This is a genomic window from Williamsia sp. (assembly GCF_016462415.1).
GTDB lineage: Bacteria > Actinomycetota > Actinomycetes > Mycobacteriales > Mycobacteriaceae > Williamsia_A.
This window is the reverse complement of the sequence record NZ_JAEMTF010000045.1, coordinates 18,635-35,668: the sequence shown is the minus strand read 5'-3', so window position 1 is coordinate 35,668 and position 17,034 is coordinate 18,635. Positions and strand designations below refer to the sequence as shown.

The following is a 17,034-nucleotide window of genomic DNA, read 5'->3' as shown; positions in this document are numbered from 1 at the left end:
TCGCAAGCCACGACGAGCAGGCCCGATTCAATGCCCATTGCGACCAACTTCTTCTACGCGCTCGTCATCATGAACCTGCTGTTCGTGAGCACTGCCTGGTGCCTGGCGCGCCCGAGTCTGCGGGCGTCAGCGGTGGTGGTCGTGGTCGCGGTGATGTGGGCGCTGTGCAATGGGCCGATCGAGGGCCACATCCTCATCAGTGTGAATCTCGAGCACGGGGTCACCGAGTCCGACCTGCTGTCGGTGGCGGCCGTACTCATCGCCGCGGTGAGTGCGTGGCGAGTGCGCAGGCGGTAGCTGCGATAGGACGCGGAATGCGCGGTCGGTCAGTAGACCCCGCCGGCGCGGATACGCAGCACCTCGTCGACACGTGCGACGACGTGACTTCGGTCCACCTCGCCGAGGGTGCTGAGGTTGCCGATCGGTTCGGTGGCGTGTTTGCACACGTCGGAGACGGTCAGTGCATCCTTCGGCACCACGCTCCGACGCATGAGGTCGTCGATTGCGGCGACGATCTGCGCCGCGTGGTGCTCGACGTGGTGTTGCTCCATGGGCATCTCCCTAATCACTCGAGGGTAACCCCGACTCGTGCAGATGCACTTATAGATCATTCGGAGCGGAGGCGGCGACGGCTCGTAACGCTTCGGGCGCATTTCCTACGTAAGTCAAGTTATGGTGGATGCGGCCTCGGTCGCGATGTGCGCGTCGGGCAAGATCGACGACGACGTCGAGGAAGGGCGGTTCGCGTGAAGATCGGTATGGGCATCAACTACGCCGGAGATTTCAGCGAGACGATCAACAACCTGCTGGAGTTCGAGAAGGCCGGGCTGGATCGCGTCGCGGTCCCCGAGGCGTATAGCTACGACGCGGTGAGTCAGCTGGGGTTCATCGCCGCGAAGTCGACGACCCTCGAGCTCGCGACCGGCATCCTGCCGCTGTTCACGCGCACGCCCACCAACATCGCGATGACCGCCGCCGGTCTCGACTACATCTCCGGTGGCCGCGCGGTGCTCGGCATCGGCGCGTCCGGGCCGCAGGTCATCGAGGGTTTCCACGGCGTGAAGTACGACGCCCCGCTCGGCCGGGCCCGCGAGTACGCCGACATCTGCCGCAAGGTGTGGCGCCGTGAGCGCCTCGAGTACGACGGCAAGTACTACAAGCTCCCGCTGAACAAGGAAGACGGCGGCACCGGCCTCGGCAAGCCGCTCAAGCTCATCAACCACCCCATTCGCGAGCGCATCCCGATGGCGCTGGCCGCGATCGGTCCCAAGAACGTCGCGCTGGCCGCGGAGAAGTTCGAGGAGTGGCAGCCGATCTTCTTCCACCCCGATCACGTCGACGCCGCGTTCGGCGAACCGCTCAAGGCCGGAAAGGCCAAGCGTGAGGCCGAGCTGGGTGACCTGCAGATCTCGGTGACCACCGCGCTGCTCATCAGCGACGACGAAACCGCCAAGGACAACGCGCGCACGCTGGTCTCGCACCAGGTGGCGCTGTACGTGGGCGGCATGGGTGCCCGCGGCAAGAACTTCTACAACGACCTCGCCGTGCGCTACGGCTACGTCGACGAGGCCAAGACCATCCAGGACCTCTACCTCGACGGCAAGAAGGACGAGGCCGCGGCCGCCGTTCCCGACGATCTCGTCCGCCAGATCTCGCTCATCGGCTCGGCCGACGAGGTCAAGGATCGAGTACAGGCATTCGAGGCCGGTGGCGTGACCATGGCGCTGGCGACCCCGATGGCCGCCGACCACGCCGCGAACGTCGAGCAGATCCGTCTTCTCAAGGAGATGATCAGCTAGACGCCGTGGGCGACATGCGATACCTGCAGTAGTGCTGCAGTGCGGGCAGCAAACGCGCGCTAAGGATGCTTAGCTGTGGTGACTCACTGACCGCGAAGGATCACCATGCCGTCACCGTTCGATCCGGTATTGCGCACGTACGCCGAAGACCGCGCCATCCACGGCACGTATCCCTGGAAGCTGCGGATGCTGCAGCGCGCAAAGACGATCGTGAAGAAGGCGATAGCCACCGGCGCCCCGGTCGAGCCGTTCGACGAGCCGTACACGGTGGTCGCGATCCTCGGTCAGTCCAACGCCGCGGGCGCAGGTATCGAGGCGCCGGGTGTCGCTGCGCGGGAACCGGATCCGCGTGTGCACCAGTGGCCCGGGTGCGGCCGCTACCGTGGGCGCAAGCCGCTCGAGGCGCGTGACCCGCTGCTCCACGAGGTGCCGACCAGCGGCGTCGGATTCGCGACCGAGTTCGGCTCGTTGGTGGCCGAGGCGAGCGGCACACCGGTGTTGCTGGTGCCGACCGCTCGCGGTGACACGTCGTTCTATCCGAAGAACGGCTACTCCTGGGATCCGGGCAACACCGACGTGCGGGTCAACCTGTTCCGCTACGCGTGCAAGCAGATCGATTCCGCTCTGGCGTTCAGTGGCCAGCCCCTGTCGGCGATCCTGTGGCATCAGGGCGAGTCCGACGGCCCGCTGACCCCGTCTGACGAATACCAGGCCCAGTTCGACCTGCTGATCGCGTCACTGCGAGTCCGTTACGGACCGGTGCCGTTCATACTCGGACAGCTCAGCCCGGAGTACATGCGCAAGGGTCCGCCCAAGCTCGCGGGTATCGACGCCGTGCACCAGGACACCCCGAACCGCTTCGCGCACGCGCGATTCGTCCCATCACCGGACGGCATGCTCAACGGTGGAGAGGACCCGCACTTCAACGCCGAGGCGGGACGTGAGATCGGCCGGCGCATGTACGCGGCCTACGCGGAGATGGTCGGAAAGTAGCCCCTGGTCGGGGCCGCTCCGAGACGTCGATCAGGAGAGTCGGAACACCCGTGCCGGTACGTGCGTGATGCCCATCCGGCGCGCGGCCCACAGACGATGCGCCCCGTTCACGATCAGCAGCGTGCCGTCGTCGGCGATGTCGGTGGTGATGGCCATGTCGCCGAAGAACCAGCGGTAGGCACTGGTCATGCTGCGAAATCCGGTGCGGCCCTGCCTGTTGTCGAACTCCTGCAGCAGGCGCTCGGCGTCGCCCTTCTGCGCGACACGGGGCAGGACCTCTTCGTACATCGCCTTCACGGCCCAGGCGACGTCCTCGGGAGACCGGCCTTTCGCGAAGTCGGACGTGGTGATCGTGCGCATGCCACCGCATTTGGCCACCGGAACCAGCTCGAGCTCCGAGGGGAGCTCGTCCAGCGGCACGAGGTAACCGGCGGAGAAGCGGCCCGCGCGGAGTTCGTCGCCGCTGCGGGCGAACACCCGATCCAGTTCGGAATCACTACCGCTCGCAGCGGTGTTCCCGGTGCAACCGACGAACGTCTGCGCCGAACTCAACCCCGCCACCGTCCGGCGATGCGACGACCGTGAGCGCTGCCGTTCGAGACTCGTCAGAGTCATGTAGTCGATTGTCACCGAACCCCCGAATGTGCGGAGCAACCTGCCCCAGAAAATTGACTGAACCGGGTTGTAGCTTAGAACACAGTCTGAACATTTTCACACCCTGTGAGCGAGCCGACTCGCCCCGACGCGGCGCCACCGGCTCTTACTTCCACGCTATTCATCCGTTTGATCTACGTGATCGAGACTCTCGTCGATCTTGTTGGCGGAGAGTAAATCTCGACTTTGCTGCAGCGGTGGACCCGGGTCCACCATGACGTACAAGGATTGTTTCCCGCAGTAAGATCTTTGTATTCAACAATCATTCACGATCACATTGTTCTGCTTCATATTTCGCATCCCTCAACAAAGGATCCGATCGAGGGAGAATATATTCCGTCCGCGTGGTGCGGGACCTACCTGCGTGCGGCCGCATCGAGTGGCGAGGCCGGGGGTGCGATCGCAGGGACGCCGACATCCACCAACATCTCTCGCAGCGCGGCAGCAAGGAGTCGGTGGCCGGCCGGGGTCGGGTGGAGGCGGTCTGCGCCGATGATCTGACCGGCGCGATCGGGCGTGATCATCGACCGCGCATCGATGAAACGCCACTGGGCGGCCGCGGCCGCGCGCGCGATGGCGTCGGTGATCGCCAGGCGCTTGCCGCTCAGGATCCCGGACTCGTCGGGCGTGACCCCCAGTGCCACCGGGACGGCGTCGGGATAACGCGCCCGCAGCGTGCGCATCACCCAGTTGGCATTGAGCTGCACCAGACGGGGATCGACGTCGACTATCGCGTCGTTGATGCCGCCCTCGAGAACGATGACCTTGATGGCTTCCGTCGGTAGATTCGACAGCGAGTCGTCGCTCACCTGGCTGACGTAGTTGGGCCACCCGTCGATGTGGGACCCCGTCACGTATCCGGTGGCGCCGTGCCCCCTGATGGCGACCGAGTATCCGAGGCTGTTCAAGGCCAGTCGGCCGAAGGTCTGAGCCTGGGTCACGTCCTGCGACCCGGTGAAATACGAGTCCCCGAACGCGAGTGCGTACGACTGCCCGTGGCCGGGATCCATCAGAGCGGCCACCTCCCGAACCGGACGATCGGTGTCGGGTTGCGGCTCCGGATTGCCCGCGACGGCGACACCCGCTGCCAGGATGGCGACGCCGACGACGACCGAGACCCGGGCGGTCACGGTCGATCTCGGTGTCGAGCGGAGCATGCGTGCATCTTGGCTCACGAGTCGACACCCCGCAGCGCGGCGGTGCCGACGAGTTGAGTGTCCCGCCGGCGATCGAGGCGTCTCACGACCTACGCCAGAACGCCCCTGACCCGTCGATGTCGACGATCTCGTCGTCGATCCCGTGGTCGCGGCGGTAGTCGCGGACCGCCTTACCGGCCTGCGACGAATGGCTGCCGTAGTCGTCGATGATGCAGAAACCACCCGGCGACAGCTTTGGGTACAGCGAGTCGAGCGCCTGAATCGTGGATTCGTACATGTCGCCGTCGAGTCGCATCACGGCGAGGGACTCGATCGGAGCGGTGGGGAGGGTGTCCTTGAACCAACCGACCAGGAACCTCACCCGGTCATCGAGCAAACCGTAGCGATCAAAGTTGTGTCGGACCTGTTGTGCGCCAACGGCGAGCCCGCCGAGTTCATGGTTTCGGTCGCCCGTGTCCGCCGGATATCGCGTCGCGTCCGGTGGCGGGAGCCCCTCGAACGAGTCGGCGACCCAGAGCGTTCGCGTGGTGTCGTTCCACGCCCGCAGGTTGGCCTTCATGTAGATCGTCGCGCCACCACGCCAGACGCCGGTCTCGATGAGATCGCCCTCGACCTCATCGGTGATCACGGCCCGGATGCATTCCTCGATATTCGTCATCCGACGTAACCCGATCATCGATTCGGCTCGCGACGGCCAATCGAGACCGGCTTCCCGACGCTCTGCGTCGTACGGCCTCTTGATGGCGATCTCGACGTCGAAACGATCGGCGAAACCGGCAACGGCATTCGCAAGTCGTTTTATTCGGGAAGGATTTCCTTTCCACCTGACCCCACCCAGAACCGAGTCATTGTCTTCTGCCAGCGCGCCCGTGAGGCTGCGCTTGACGATCTCGAGGTAGAGCCGTCGAATTTCGGCAATTTCGGTGCTCGGGTCGTTCATCGAAACTATCCTAGCAACGAAAGTGGCCATCCACGTCGCTTGGCGGAGAACCTTGCCGAGAACTCATGTTGCCACCGCGTCAACGGAATTGGATACATCGAGCCGCAAGTTATCGCTCGTCGCGCGCTTCCGATAATGGAATTCGGCGTCGGTGATCGCGGAATGGTCTCCGTCGCCCCTCGGAAGCCGATGTTCGGTCGTATGCTTGCTCAAACAGCCAATTCGGCGGGTTTGTCCGTCCGATACCTGCACTGCATGTTGTCCCGGAGAGAAGTCGTTGTGCGGAGAAGGATCGCGGAGGAAATCGTGCGATGAAGCCGTCGGTTGTGATAATCGGATCTCGCGGTTACCCGAGCTATTACGGCGGCTTCGAGACCCTTGTCCGCCACCTGGCGCCATACCTCGCCGACTGGGGATGGGACGTCGCGGTTTATGGGCGACGTCGGGATCTGGAAGAATTCGCGGAGACCGATCGCCGCGTGGAACAGATACACACCCGCGGTATCGAAAGTCGTTCGCTCAGCACACTGACTTTCGGTGCGACCGCGACCGCCAATGCGGCCAGGCGTGCACCGGATGTCGCGTTGGTGCTCAACGTGGCCAACGGATTCTGGTTGCCCCTGCTCCGATCCCGCTCCATTCCGACCGTCGTGAACGTCGACGGGATCGAATGGGAACGCGACAAGTGGGGTGCGTTGGCCAAGACGACGTTCCGGGCCGGGGCGCGGATGACCGCGACGTTCGCCGATCACCTGATCTGCGACGCGCACGAGATCGACGCGTACTGGCAGAACGTCATGGGACGAGGCGGCACGTACATCCCGTACGGGGCCACCGCGCCCGAGCGGCTGCCGCCGCCTCCGGAATTGGAGGGCAGGCCGTATGTGCTCATGGTTGCGAGGTTCGTCCCCGAGAACACGGTCGGTGAGTTCATCGCGGCGGTCGATGAGCTGAGCGCCGAGTGCGACGTCGTCATCGTGGGTTCCTCCGGGTACGGGGGGCCGATCGAGGACTCGGTTCGAGCGCTGCGCGACCGCAATCCGCGGGTGCAGTGGTTCGGACACATCTCGGATGATCGACGCCTGTTCGCGTTGTGGCAGAACGCGGCCGTCTACTTCCACGGGCACAGCGTCGGCGGCACCAACCCCGCCCTCGTCCAGGCGATGGCATGCGGTGCACCGATAGTCGCGCGCGACACCGTCTTCAACCGCGAGGTGCTGGCGGACGCGGCCGTGTTCTGCCAGCCGACCCCGACAGCCATAGCCGCCGAGCTGTCCGCCGTGATCCACGATCACCAGACGCGTGAGTTCCTGGGCGCACGCGCGGCGGAGCGAGCTCGTACCTCGTTCACCTGGGACAGCGTGTGCTCGGCGTACGAGGCGATCCTCGCCAAGGCGGCCGGTCGTGACGCGGCACGCTGAGGGGCCGACCCGTTCGGTCTGGACGATCGATGAGCGGTTCACCTCGACCCCGTCGGCGTCGTCCGGCGGCCGCCACCACCGCATCTCACCGAGACCGCGGGAACCTGCGCCTGTCCGGCCGAGACCGGCTGACGAGAGACATCGCCTCCCGTTTCGGTCGGCGATCGTCCCATCAGTTCTCCTCTTCGCGATGGCGGTGATCCTGGGTGGCTGTCTCGGGGTCGTGCACGCCCGCACCACGCCCGCATCGCACTCGGTGGCGATGTCGGTGTACGTCGCCGCGCAGGCGCGCAACGACGTGCAGTTCGCCGAGGCGGTCGGCGGGTCGGCGGCGCGCGTGCCGTCCTACGTCGACCTGCTCCGCAGCCGGGCATTCGCCCAACGGTTGAGCGCGACGTACGGACTCGCCGCATCCCCAGCGGACATCAGCAGGCGGCTGCAGGTGCGGGCCGCGCCCGGATCCGCGGTCATCGACATCACCGTCGTGAACCGGGATCGCGCAGGCGCGACCGCTCTCGCGAGGGCGGTCTTCGCCGAGTTCGAGGATCTGGTCACCGAACTCGAGACGCCGCAGGATGGAGGACGACCGGCCGCGACGGTGGTTCTCGTCGACCAACCGCATGACGTGCGCGGCGCGGCGTCGGACAGTCGCGAGGCCGCATGGGGGGCGGCCTTCGCGGGCGGCGCCATGCTGGTGATCCTCGCGATGCGCGGCTGGCTGCTGGGCTGGGCGTATCGCGCACCTCGCCGGTTCGCACCCAGGCCACAGTGGGCGGTCGTGGGTGACGGGGCGCCCACCGACGCCGCGCTCCTCGTGGTCGCCCTCGCGGTCGCAGGGTCCGGGCTCGTGATGCCGACGGCGACCTTGATCGCGGCAGCGATCATCGGGGTGATCGCCGTCATCGCGCTGTGTACCTACTCGCTGCGGGCGGCGTGGGTGGTCTTCTTCGTGGCGATCTGCGCCAACGGCGTGCTCGTCTCACCCGGTGGGCTCACGGTCCGTCCCGAGTACTTCGCGGCACCGCTGCTCGTCGCGTCGCTGCTCGCCAATCGTGCGCCCGTCCGCCGGATCCGCCACCTCCACGCGATCATTCTCGGCCTCGCCGGGTGGGTTGCAGTCGGCATCGTCTCCAGCATGTTCTTCGCGGTCGACGCCGGAGCGAGTCTTCGTATGTGTGTGCAGCTCATCGCCGCATTGCTCGTGGTGGTACCTCTGCTGACGCGCCTCGACTCGATCCGGTTCGCCGTCACCAGCGGTACCTACACACTCTCGGCCATCTGCGTGGTCTCGATACTGCTCTGGATCCCCGATCCGAGCAGCCGGCTGCGCGGACTGGCGTTCGAGTACAACGTGATGGGCGCGATGTGCGTCGGGTGGCTGGGCGTCTTGTTCTTCTGCGCGAAGGGCACCCGGCTTGACCTGTCGAACCGGGTCTACCTGGCTGCGATCCCCATCCCGGTCGCGACCATCCTGACCACGACACGTGCGGCGTGGCTCGGCCTGGTGGTCCTGGCGGTGTTCTATCTGCTCCGCAACCTCCGGCGGAACCCCCTCGTCACCGGCGGTGTCGGTGCGGTTCTCCTCCTGGCGGCGGTTGTCGTTCTCGGCCAGGGGCCCACCGACGACACCGACAGCATCCTGTGGCGACTGACCCACGTCACCGACCTCGGGTCGGGCACCGGGGCCTATCGGTTGGACATCTGGAAGACCGCGATCTCGGAGATCGCGCAGCGTGACTTCCTGGCCCTGGCCGGATCCGGGCTCAACTCGTTCTCGCAGACCCACCTCGTGGACATCACGGGGGTGGGCGCGACGTATCTGAGTTCACTCTGGATCGGGGTCGTCTACGACTCCGGGTGGATAGGTGCGATCTTCTTCGGGATCGCGCTGGTGTCGATGGCGCTGTCGGTGCGACGACGTCTGCTGTTCGCCCCGCTCGCACTGTGTCTGGCGCTCAGCGCCTCGTTCACGAACATCATCTGGTTCGCCTTCCCGTGGGTGTTCATCGCGCTGGTCATCTGCGCGGACCACGACGACCGGCCGCCGCAGGGGCGCCGGTCGCCCGAACGCGCGGACCAGGGTGTCGACGGGGACGCGGCCACCTCGCCTGACACCCTCGAGTCAACGAGTGCGCGATGAGCGAAGGGTCGGTGGGCGATGCGATCCTGCTGTCCGCCTTCGTGATCCATCCGAGCATGACCAGCGAACCGGGCGTCGGATGGCAATTCGCCCTGGCCACCGGACGGGTCGCTGCGCAACGCGGGCTCCGGGTCCTGGTCGTCACCAACCGACGATCGTACGACTCCTCTGTCGACGCCATCCCCGACGAGCTGCGCGCGACGATCGAGCTGGTCTGCGTGGACCTCCCGGTCGACCCGCCGTTCTTCCGGTGGCACTACCCACGATTCACCCGTCTCGAACACGAGTGGTGGGTGCGGCACGCCCGGCGTACGGTCCGGCGTCTGGCCGCGACGAACCGGATCGTCTACGCCCACCACGTCACCTTTGCCACCGAGCTGCTCGGCACCCCGATCACCGCGCTGGACGATACGACCCTGCGCGTGTGGGGCCCGGTCGGTGCGGGGGGAGTCGCGTCGGTGTTCCTGCTCCGGCCCCGACACGTCGGGGGATTGGTACAGGCTGCCGCGCAGGCCGCGCGGACGGTGGTGATCCGCCTGGTCGCGCGCCGCGTCACCCGGCGCTGTGATCTCGTGCTCGCGCAGAACGAGTCGGCTGCTCGGGCCCTGGGCGGCTCGCGGGTACCGCATCGCATCTTCTCCAACGTCGTCGTCGAGGAGACTCGATTCGGGGTCGACAGATCACCCCGTGCGGCCGACGACGGTGGCCTGAAGCTCCTCTACGTCGGTCATGTCATCCCGAGGAAGCGTCCGGACATCGCCGTCGAGATCCTGTCCAGCCCGCATCTGCAGACGGCAACCCTGGAGATCCTCGGCCACGCCGACACACCGTGTGCGGACACACTGCGTCGACGAATCCACGAACTGGGTCTCGGCGAGCGGGTTCGGTTCCACGGGAACGTCTCTCGTGACGAGGTCGGCGCGGCCATGGCGTCGGCGGACGTGCTGGTGCACCCATCGGGGCGGGAGGGGGCGAGCGGCGTGGTCGGCGAGGCGACGAGCGTCGGCCTGCCGGTGATGTGTTTCGCCGGGACGGGCGCCGCCTCTGTGCTCCGACAGTGCGGTGGTGCCGGCGTGGTCGTCGACCCCAGGCCGACGATGTCCATCGACGACATGGCGGTCGCGGTGATCGCCGCCGCCCGCGACACCGCACGACCCGATGTCGACTGGTCGACACGTCGATTCGAGCGGTTGGCACGTGAACTGATCGAACTCGCCGACCGTCGTCGTGGGGAACCATGACCGATCGCGAGCTCATCGAACAGGTCGAGGGAGGTGCCCCGGAGGCCCCTTCCACGCGACGCGTGGTGCTGATCCGCGTCGCCGACCAGGGCGCCTGGTCCGGCGGCTTCTTCCTCCTCAACGCGGTGGCCGGCTTCACCATGCGCCCCGAAGAGTATGCGGCCCTGTCCGTCTCGACCGCGCTGGCGTTCGTCGCGGTCGCGGCGATGCGCTCCTGGGGGGTCTACTCGCTGCTGGTGTGGGCCGGGAGGGAACGGGTCGACCCGACGTCCGCGGTCGATGCGCGCTCTGGCTGGTTCGCCGCAGTGGTCATCGGGGTGATCGCGGCGGTGACCTCGGGCCTGTGGGTGGGGCAGCAGGTCGTCGGTGGGTTCGTGTTCCTGTGCGCAGGCGTGGCGGCGGCGATCGTCGTGTCCGACCTCCCGCGCCAACTGCTCGTCGCGCGTGGGATCCACACGCGGACCTTCGCGCTCAGTGGCGTCTACCTCGTCGGTGCGGCCGTCGTCGCGGCGACGGTGGCGACAGGCTCGGCGGGCAGCGGAGTCATCGTCCCCGCGTGGATCGTGATCCTCGCGCTGGTCGCCGCTGTCGGGCTCGTGGTCGATCGGCCCCGGGCCCGTGGCCGCTTCGACCGCCGAGAACGGATGCGCGTCGGGTGGCGGCTGACGGCCGAGTCGTTGTATCTCGCGGCCGGGAGCCAGGTCGGACTGCTCCTGCTGTTCACGCTGCACGACCCGGTCGCGACCAGCGGCTTCCGCTTCGCCTACAGCCTGATCTTCGCGCCGGCGTTCGTGGTCATCCAGGGACTCCAGCCCGTCATGCTGCGGCAGGTGGCCTCTCGGGCGGCCCCGGGCCCGTCGGCCGCGGCCCGACTCGCAGCACGATGGTCGCTCAGCCAGGGTGTCCTTCTCATCGTCGTCGGTGCGGTCGCGGGCACGGTCCTCCTCCTCGCGGTCGACGCGCCGGGTCCGCGTGCCGCACTGCCGTTCATCATCCCTCTCGGCCTGTCGATCATCAGTGCCCAGACCTTCGAATCGGTGTTCCTCGCCTACCGCTTCTTCGTCGATCCGCGAGTGGTGCATCGCGCGCGGTTGCTCACCGTGCTGCTCGATGTCGCATCGCAAGCCGTCGGAGTGGCTGTGTGGGGGCCGACCGGGCTCGCCGTCGCCCTGGTGGTGTTCGCGACTGTCCGTCTGTCGGTGTCGGGGATCGGACTCGCGACGCTACGTCGCCGACCGACCGACGCCGACGCGCGTGGGCGCCACGTCCGATGACCCCCGAAGGAGGCGAGCGCAGGTGCGGATCGCGGTGATCGTGGTGACCTACAACAGCTCCGCAGTCGTTCGGCCATGCCTACAGGCGCTGGTCGGCGACCCGGACATCGAGCTGATCGTCTACGACAACAACTCGAGCGATTCGACGTGCACGCTGGTGACCGACGAATTCCCCACGGCGCGACTCATCCGGGGAGGGGAGAACCTCGGCTTCGCGCGGGCCGTCAACAGGGCGGCCGCCACCCGCACGTCGCCGCTGCTGATGCTCCTCAATCCGGACGCGGTCATCTCCGCCGCCTCGGTCATGGAACTCTGCGACATCGCCGACGCGGAACCGGGCACGGTCATCGCGCCTCGAGTCGTCGACCCGGGCGGAACAGCGAAGATCGCCGGCGCCGGACGGTTTCCCCATCCCTGGGCGATGTTCACCCACTACTCCGGGCTGTCCCGGTTGTCGTCGGATCACCCGAGCCTCGCCGGTCACTACCTCACGGCGAGACAGGCCGACGGTCCACTCGAGACGATCCCGACCGACTGGGTGTCCGGTGCGTGCATGGTGCTGCACGGTGCTCTCTGGGATCAATTGGGCGGCATGTCGGAGAGATGGTTCATGTACGCCGAGGACATCGAATTGTGTTGGCGTGCGGCGCGGTTCGGACTGCCTCGATCTGCACCGACCCCCGAGAGGTGTCGGTTGGTCACGACGGTGGAGGCGACCCACCTCGTGGGTCAGAGCTCGCCGCGCCGCCGGGGGACCACCGCGGGCAGCGAACTGACCCGCTCCACCTGGGTCGTGAACCTCTACGACTTCTACTGCTCGTCCATGGCGCGGCACCGCCACCAGTGCGTGACGTGGGGGCTGGTCACCGCGGGCGGGCTGACGTTTCGTGCCGTGGTGTTCGCACTGCAGGCCGTGGCCGCAGGTCCCGACACCCGCGCGGTGTACCTGCGCCGTTCCGCAGACTTCCTCCACCACGCCGCGGATGTTCTGCGGCTGGTCCCGAGCGCGACGACCCGAGGATTGCGAGGCCCGTTGTGAGAGTCCTGTTCGAGGCCACCTTCTGGGGACCCGGCAAGGCACCGTCCGGCCAGCATCTCATCCGTGACCTGCTGTGCTCGTGGGCCGAGCGTCACCCCGACGACGTCATCGATGCCGTGGTCGCGCCGCACCAGGTGGAGGCGGCCCAGGCTGAACTCGCGCGGTTCTCCGCCACCGCCCGCGCCGTCCCCACCGGACGGATCCGAGTGCCGCAGGCGCTGACCTCGATGTCCGTGGGCGCCCGACGCCGTGGCTACGACGCGACGATCACCCACAACTTCGCCGCGCTCCGCCCGTCCGGCGTGGGCGTGTGCATGGTGCACGACGTGCTCTTCGTCGAACACCCGGACTGGTTCACGTTCGTCGAGCGCAGGTACCTGAGCCTGATCAGGCCCACTCTGCGGCGCGCGGACCTGATTCTGAGCACGTCCAGAACCGAAGATGCGCGTATCGGTGCAACCTGGCCGGAAACGCGATCGCGCCTCCGGTACGCCGGGTTGTCGGGATCGCTCACGGTGATCGACGGCCCGCGACGCGAGCCCGATCTGGAGATCGGATCGCGATTCCTGCTCGCGGTCGGTCGGATCAACGTGCGCAAGAACCTGCAGCGGTTGATCGCGGCGTTCGAATCGCTCGACGAGACGCTCGCGTCCGATGTGACGCTCGTGATCATCGGCCCACCCCACGGGATGTCGACGGACTTCGCCGCGAGCAGCGCGCGGGTCGTCTTCACCGGATTCATCACCGACGACGAGCTGGCCTGGTGCTACGCCCACTGCGAGGCCTTCGTGTTCCCCTCCCTGGGCGAGGGTTTCGGTCTGCCTCTGGTCGAGGCCGCGGCGTTCGGTGCGCCGGTGATCTGCAGCGACATACCCGTCTTCCGGGAAGCCGACGTCGCGCAGGACTACTTCGATCCGCTGTCGGTCGCCGACATCGCCCGGTCACTGCGACAGGTGATCGCCAGGGGCGGACGGGAAGACGTGACCGTCGGGTCCATCCGGTCCTGGGGCGACGTGGTCGATTCAATCCGGCAATCCGTCATCGAGGAGATGAACACATGAGACCGTTGCGATTCGTGCGAGCGAGAATCGAGGCCTCCTACGTCTCGCGTCGCGAGATCGGCGTCGGCTTCGATGACGAACTGACCGACTACGAGCTGGGGATCTTCATACAGCAGCGCGTGGTCGAGAAGGCCCGTGCCGTCGCGCGCGGTCTGCCTCAGGCCTTCATCGGAAAGAAGGTGCGCATCCGGTTCCGTCACCGGTTGACGGTCGGGCGTGACGTCGCGATCGGTGACCACGTCGAGATCAGTGCGCTGTCCCGGGACGGGGTTCGTATCGGTGACTCGTGCACGATCGACAGGTACACGCTGATCCGGGGGTCGGGTGGTCCGCGCCGACTGGGGAAAGGCGTGGAGTTGTCCTCGCGGGTCGCGATCGGGATGTCGAACTTCCTCCACGGGGGAGGTGGGATCTATTTCGGTCCCGACACCATGACGGGACCGGGCGTGCAGATCTACTCCGAGCACCACGTGATGTCCGATCCCGACGTCGCCGTCATCGACCAGTCCGAGTTCGAGGCCCCGGTACGAGTCGAGGAAGGTGCCGTCATCGGTGCGCAGTCGTTGATCCTCGGTCCCGTCACCATCGGACGTGGGGCCATCGTCGCCGCCGGATCGGTGGTGACGAGCGATGTGGAGCCGTTCTCGGTCGTCGCAGGCGTACCGGCGAAGGTGGTGCGTGCGCGAGGGCCGGGTGGAAAGCGGACCTGAGTCGCACACGGCCCCGCACCGGCGCCGGCCGCGACGGTGAGGTCGCGTCCGACGACCGACTGCCGCTATCCTCGGACGAGTCCACGGTGACAGGTCCGCTGCGCGGTCTGTCGGTTCCGGTGACCAGCAGAATTCCGGGGGGAATCGTATGAGTGACTCGTATCGGTACGAGGGATCGCTCTCGTCGCGCGACGGCGGCCATCACGCGCTGGGCCTGCGCTCATCGGGTCCCCCCGACCAACCCAGTCTGCTGCGCCCGATCAAGCGCGCCCGGTGGGGCATCCGATGGCGTGCGTCGGTGCGGCGATCGGACCGCTGCACCTGTGCGGCATGCAGCTGGACCCGGTGAGGGCCCGGTAGCCACACCACCGTCGATGAGTCGGCACCACTGCGTCGCCACCCGGTCGGCGTTTGACGGGCAGATCGAGTCCGAGCAGACGTAGCCTGGTGTCCACGCACGCAGCGCGTGCTCCGCACACGGGGTGGTGGAAGGGTACGTGCCTCGATGAGACGACGGGTGTGGTCCGTGCCGCTCGCGGTGGTCATCGTCGGCGTCGTGATCACCACCGCCCTCATGGTGACCTCGGCCACCGAGCCCCTCGCGGACATCGCCGTACCGAGCGCTCCGGTCGATCCGCCGCACAGCGCCGCCGGCGGTCCGGCCCTCTCGACGGTGCTCGCGAAGACCGATGAACCGGTGAACCTCCTCGTCGTCGGGGACGGAACCGGCAAGTCCTCCGGTTCCTGGGTGTTCCTCGCCGCACAGTCGCTCGGGCAGCGATTCGGGCGAACGGTCGAGATCCGGGACTGGCGTCTCGGCTCCGCAGGGCGGTACGGCTCGGCGACCCGCGCCTGGTCGGCGCGAGGTGCGCCGGTGACCATATGGAACGCGTCGACGTCTCGGAACATCACCTATTTCCGGCAGACACTCGATCGGTGGATCCCCGGCGGTGTTCCCCACGTCGATGTCGTGATCGTCAGCAACGGTGTGGTCGTCGACGGTGGCGAACTCGCCCAACGGTCGATAGAACTCATGACCCGGCTGCGCGAGCGTCTGCCCGGCGCGGCCGTGGTCGCCGTACTACAACCGACCTCGCCCGGTCAGCGGAGCGTCTCCTTCGGCGGCACGACGGCTGCCGACGATCTGCGGGTCTCGGCGAGGATCAACCGATTCCAGACCATCGACGTCGATGCCGCGTTCGCGAGGTCCGAGCCGGGCGCGGTCTTCGCCGGCCCGACCGCCTACCCCAATGCCGACGGTTACCGACTGTGGGCGACGACGGTCAGTGACGCGCTGGCGTCGACCGTGCGGATCGCCCCCGCAACCTGACGCACCGCCCGGTGCTACGCCGCGGACTCCTCCTCGGACAGGATCTCGGTCGCCGGGGGCAGGCCGATGCTGGGCTCGTGGCCACGGAAGTTCTCCAGCCACCAGCGCCAGTCGTCGGGAACGAGCTCGAAGGGGTTGTCGTATCCCAGTTCCCGCGCGGCCCACACCGGCCAGTGCGGGTTCGACAGCGCCGGGCGACCCAGGAACGCGAGATCGATGACCCCGTTCTGGATGACCTCGTCGGCCTTCTCCGGCACGCCCAGGTTCCAGCTGGTGGCGATCGGGATGTCGACCTCGTTCCTCAGGCGCTCGGCACGGGAGAGCATGAAGCCCTGGTTGCCCATCGGGTTGTTGCGCATGTCGTCGGTGTTGAAGCCCAGCGAGATGTCGGCGAGATCGAGACCGTGCTCCTTCATCCACCCGATCGCGGTGATCGCGTCGTCGAACTGCGTCCCGTCGGGGTTGAGGTCGTCGGAACCCAACCGCATGGTCAACGGGTACTCCGCCGGCCAGACCTCGCGGACCGCGTCGAGGGCCTCGAGGTGGAAGCGGGCTCGGTTCTCCAGGCTGCCGCCGTACTCGTCGGTGCGCTGATTGGCCAGCGGCGAGAAGAAGCTCGCGCCGAGATAGCCGTGCGCGTAGTGCATCTCGAGCCACTCGTAGCCGGCGTCCGCCGCGCGCAGGGCCGCATCCGCGTAGCTCTTGTAGAGGTCCTTGATCTCGTCGCGGGTCAACTCGTGGACGGGAAAGGAGTGGTCGCCGCCGTAGGGGATGGCCGACGGCGCGCGGCAGGTCCATCCCTGCGGATGATCCGGCGGCAACTGCGATCCGCCGGGGTATCCGTCGATGGTCTTGTACTTCGGTACCTCGCTGCCCTTGCGGCCGGTGTGGCCGAGCTGGATGCCCGCGACGCCGCCGAACATCTTGATGGTGTCGGTGACCCGCCTGTGGCCTTCGATCTGGTCGTCGTCCCAGATGCCGGCGCAGGTGGTGGAGGTTCGGCCGTCGGGGGTGATGGCGACCTGTTCGGGGAAGACGAGTCCGAAGCCGCCCGCGGCTCGGGCGCCGAGATAGCTGACGTGGAAGTCGTCCATCTTGCCGTCGGTGGACCGGTACATCGTCATCGGGGACATGACGATTCGGTTGCGCAGGGTCACGCCCTTGAGCGTGTAGGGCGAGAAGAGATTGGGCATGGGTGTCTCCGGGTGATTCGGCGGGAGGCTGGGGATCGGCGGTCCGCGTCGTCGGGAACCGGCTCGAGATCCAGTTCACCAG

16 protein-coding genes are annotated in these 17,034 nt (G+C 67.1%); 11 read left to right on the top strand and 5 right to left on the bottom strand.

Features of this window, described 5'->3' with window-relative positions; translation table 11 throughout:
* A partial coding sequence (locus tag JHC79_RS12695) for a hypothetical protein (protein ID WP_366782720.1) occupies positions 1 to 297 on the top strand: 297 nt, incomplete at its 5' end.
* 29 nt (positions 298 to 326) lie between these two features.
* On the opposite strand, the gene JHC79_RS12690 is transcribed toward JHC79_RS12695, so the two are convergent.
* Positions 327 to 551, bottom strand: coding sequence for a hypothetical protein (locus tag JHC79_RS12690; RefSeq protein WP_296391274.1), 225 nt, complete (start codon positions 549 to 551; stop codon positions 327 to 329).
* A 195-nt stretch (positions 552 to 746) separates the two neighbouring features.
* Here JHC79_RS12690 and JHC79_RS12685 point away from each other — a divergent pair, with 195 nt between their 5' ends.
* Both JHC79_RS12685 and JHC79_RS12680 read left to right on the top strand, forming a co-directional pair.
* Positions 747 to 1,799 (top strand): LLM class F420-dependent oxidoreductase, encoded by a 1,053-nt coding sequence (locus JHC79_RS12685; protein ID WP_296391272.1) that lies wholly within the window; start codon positions 747 to 749, stop codon positions 1,797 to 1,799.
* Between the two features lie 105 nt (positions 1,800 to 1,904).
* A complete protein-coding gene (locus JHC79_RS12680) occupies positions 1,905 to 2,792 on the top strand; it encodes a sialate O-acetylesterase (protein WP_296391271.1) in 888 nt (295 codons plus the stop codon).
* 30 nt (positions 2,793 to 2,822) lie between these two features.
* On the opposite strand, the gene JHC79_RS12675 is transcribed toward JHC79_RS12680, so the two are convergent.
* The 3 genes from JHC79_RS12675 to JHC79_RS12665 form a co-directional block, all read right to left on the bottom strand.
* Positions 2,823 to 3,407 (bottom strand): hypothetical protein, encoded by a 585-nt coding sequence (locus JHC79_RS12675; protein ID WP_296391269.1) that lies wholly within the window; start codon positions 3,405 to 3,407, stop codon positions 2,823 to 2,825.
* Between the two features lie 395 nt (positions 3,408 to 3,802).
* Complete coding sequence (locus JHC79_RS12670; protein ID WP_296391267.1) at positions 3,803 to 4,576, bottom strand: SGNH/GDSL hydrolase family protein; 774 nt, start codon at positions 4,574 to 4,576, stop codon at positions 3,803 to 3,805.
* A gap of 109 nt (positions 4,577 to 4,685) precedes the next feature.
* Positions 4,686 to 5,543: a TylF/MycF/NovP-related O-methyltransferase gene (locus JHC79_RS12665; protein WP_296391265.1), complete on the bottom strand. Its 858-nt coding sequence runs from the start codon at positions 5,541 to 5,543 to the stop codon at positions 4,686 to 4,688.
* A gap of 311 nt (positions 5,544 to 5,854) precedes the next feature.
* Between JHC79_RS12665 and JHC79_RS12660 the strand changes: the two genes are divergently transcribed.
* From JHC79_RS12660 to JHC79_RS12625, 8 genes are all read left to right on the top strand, one after another.
* On the top strand, positions 5,855 to 6,964 hold the full coding sequence (locus JHC79_RS12660; protein ID WP_296391263.1) for a glycosyltransferase: 1,110 nt from the start codon (positions 5,855 to 5,857) through the stop codon (positions 6,962 to 6,964).
* A 190-nt stretch (positions 6,965 to 7,154) separates the two neighbouring features.
* Positions 7,155 to 9,104, top strand: coding sequence for an O-antigen ligase family protein (locus JHC79_RS12655; RefSeq protein WP_296391261.1), 1,950 nt, complete (start codon positions 7,155 to 7,157; stop codon positions 9,102 to 9,104).
* Positions 9,101 to 10,345, top strand: a complete 1,245-nt coding sequence (locus JHC79_RS12650) for a glycosyltransferase (protein WP_296391259.1) — start codon at positions 9,101 to 9,103, stop codon at positions 10,343 to 10,345. Before JHC79_RS12655 ends, JHC79_RS12650 begins: the two co-directional genes overlap by 4 nt.
* On the top strand, positions 10,342 to 11,619 hold the full coding sequence (locus tag JHC79_RS12645; protein WP_296391256.1) for a hypothetical protein: 1,278 nt from the start codon (positions 10,342 to 10,344) through the stop codon (positions 11,617 to 11,619). The genes JHC79_RS12650 and JHC79_RS12645 overlap by 4 nt, the downstream gene beginning before the upstream one ends.
* 22 nt (positions 11,620 to 11,641) lie before the next feature.
* A complete protein-coding gene (locus JHC79_RS12640) occupies positions 11,642 to 12,658 on the top strand; it encodes a glycosyltransferase family 2 protein (protein ID WP_296391254.1) in 1,017 nt (338 codons plus the stop codon).
* Positions 12,655 to 13,719, top strand: coding sequence for a glycosyltransferase family 1 protein (locus JHC79_RS12635; RefSeq protein ID WP_296391252.1), 1,065 nt, complete (start codon positions 12,655 to 12,657; stop codon positions 13,717 to 13,719). The genes JHC79_RS12640 and JHC79_RS12635 overlap by 4 nt, the downstream gene beginning before the upstream one ends.
* A 14-nt stretch (positions 13,720 to 13,733) precedes the next feature.
* On the top strand, positions 13,734 to 14,429 hold the full coding sequence (locus tag JHC79_RS12630; protein ID WP_296391250.1) for an acyltransferase: 696 nt from the start codon (positions 13,734 to 13,736) through the stop codon (positions 14,427 to 14,429).
* A 505-nt stretch (positions 14,430 to 14,934) separates the two neighbouring features.
* The gene (locus JHC79_RS12625; RefSeq protein WP_296391248.1) at positions 14,935 to 15,759 is read left to right on the top strand and encodes a hypothetical protein; all 825 of its coding nucleotides are present in this window, start codon (positions 14,935 to 14,937) and stop codon (positions 15,757 to 15,759) included.
* A 14-nt stretch (positions 15,760 to 15,773) separates the two neighbouring features.
* On the opposite strand, the gene JHC79_RS12620 is transcribed toward JHC79_RS12625, so the two are convergent.
* Positions 15,774 to 16,952, bottom strand: a complete 1,179-nt coding sequence (locus JHC79_RS12620; protein WP_296391246.1) for an NADH:flavin oxidoreductase/NADH oxidase — start codon at positions 16,950 to 16,952, stop codon at positions 15,774 to 15,776.
* Positions 16,953 to 17,034: the final 82 nt, after the last annotated feature.

What these genes read in the sequence shown, in the direction of transcription:
- JHC79_RS12650 (WP_296391259.1), top strand. Translation starts at nt 9,101, where the DNA reads ATGAGCGAAGGGTCGGTGGGCGATGCGATCCTGCTGTCCGCCTTCGTG.
- JHC79_RS12620 (WP_296391246.1), bottom strand. Translation starts at nt 16,952, where the DNA reads ATGCCCAATCTCTTCTCGCCCTACACGCTCAAGGGCGTGACCCTGCGC.
- JHC79_RS12625 (WP_296391248.1), top strand. Translation starts at nt 14,935, where the DNA reads ATGAGACGACGGGTGTGGTCCGTGCCGCTCGCGGTGGTCATCGTCGGC.
- JHC79_RS12665 (WP_296391265.1), bottom strand. Translation starts at nt 5,543, where the DNA reads ATGAACGACCCGAGCACCGAAATTGCCGAAATTCGACGGCTCTACCTC.
- JHC79_RS12645 (WP_296391256.1), top strand. Translation starts at nt 10,342, where the DNA reads ATGACCGATCGCGAGCTCATCGAACAGGTCGAGGGAGGTGCCCCGGAG.
- JHC79_RS12660 (WP_296391263.1), top strand. Translation starts at nt 5,855, where the DNA reads ATGAAGCCGTCGGTTGTGATAATCGGATCTCGCGGTTACCCGAGCTAT.
- JHC79_RS12675 (WP_296391269.1), bottom strand. Translation starts at nt 3,407, where the DNA reads ATGACTCTGACGAGTCTCGAACGGCAGCGCTCACGGTCGTCGCATCGC.
- JHC79_RS12680 (WP_296391271.1), top strand. Translation starts at nt 1,905, where the DNA reads ATGCCGTCACCGTTCGATCCGGTATTGCGCACGTACGCCGAAGACCGC.
- JHC79_RS12655 (WP_296391261.1), top strand. Translation starts at nt 7,155, where the DNA reads ATGGCGGTGATCCTGGGTGGCTGTCTCGGGGTCGTGCACGCCCGCACC.
- JHC79_RS12690 (WP_296391274.1), bottom strand. Translation starts at nt 551, where the DNA reads ATGGAGCAACACCACGTCGAGCACCACGCGGCGCAGATCGTCGCCGCA.